A 1,072-nucleotide genomic window follows, 5' to 3' on the forward strand; every position below is an offset into this window, starting at 1 on the left:
TGTTTGGCTGGTTTGACCGCAAACACCTGGGCTGGCTGTCGCGCTTCATGAAGAAGGTTCCGGTCTTCCCTATTCCTGGTCATGGCCGCTACATGCGCCAGCCGTTGTACGTGGGCGATTTTTGCAATGTCATCATCAGCTGCATACAAAACCGTGTGCGCGACGGCATCTATAACGTATCGGGGCACGAAAAAGTCGACTACATCGATATCATTCGCGAAATCAAGCGTGCCACCGGCGCCAAGGCCGTGATCGCATGCATTCCCTACGGCCTGTTCTACAGCCTGATCTGGACATGGAGCCTGTTCGACAAGAACCCACCCTTCACCACCCAACAGCTGGCTGCACTCAGCGCCAAGGACGAATTCGAGGTCAATGACTGGCCCGGCACATTCGGCGTGACCTACACGCCGTTTGCCAAGGCGATACAGGAAACCTTCAACGACCCCACTTACAGCAAAGTGGTTCTGGAGTTTTGACGATGGGACAAAGAGTTGCCGTGCTGGGCGCTGGCCCCATGGGCCTGGCAGTGGCCTACCAGTTGGCCAGGGACGGGCATAAACCCGTGGTATTCGAGGCGGATGACCGTGTGGGTGGAATGACCGCGGCGTTCGATTTCTCGGGCACCACCATCGAGCGCTACTACCACTTCCATTGCATTTCTGACCACGCCTTCCTGAAGGTACTGGACGAGTTGGGCTTGGCCTCGAAAATGCGCTGGGTCGAAACCAAAATGGGCTATTGGTATCAAAACCGCTTGCAACCTTGGGGTAACCCCATTGCTCTGCTCAAGTTCAAGGGCCTAAGTCTGACAGCCAAAGTCCGTTATGGCCTACACGCATTCCTGTCCACCAAGAGAAATGACTGGAAGCCTCTGGACAACGTCGAAGCCACGGGCTGGATCAAGCGCTGGGTCGGGGCCGAGGCCTGGGAAGTGCTATGGAAGCGCCTGTTCGACTACAAGTTTTACCATTACACCGATAACCTATCGGCAGCCTGGATCTGGAGCCGCATCCGCCGCATCGGCCGCTCGCGCTATAGCCTGTTCCGCGAAAAACTCGGCTACCTGGAT

1 protein-coding gene and 1 pseudogene are annotated in these 1,072 nt (G+C 56.4%); both read left to right on the forward strand.

Annotated features, from left to right (window positions below; all coding sequences use genetic code 11):
- A pseudogene (locus AC1DLB_RS30745) lies at positions 1–479 on the forward strand (NAD-dependent epimerase/dehydratase family protein); the annotation flags it as partial.
- Positions 480–481: 2 nt separating this feature from the next.
- A partial coding sequence (locus tag AC1DLB_RS30750; protein ID WP_477786374.1) for an FAD-dependent oxidoreductase occupies positions 482–1,072 on the forward strand: 591 nt, incomplete at its 3' end.

Source organism: Pseudomonas sp. 05N434, assembly GCF_056396965.1.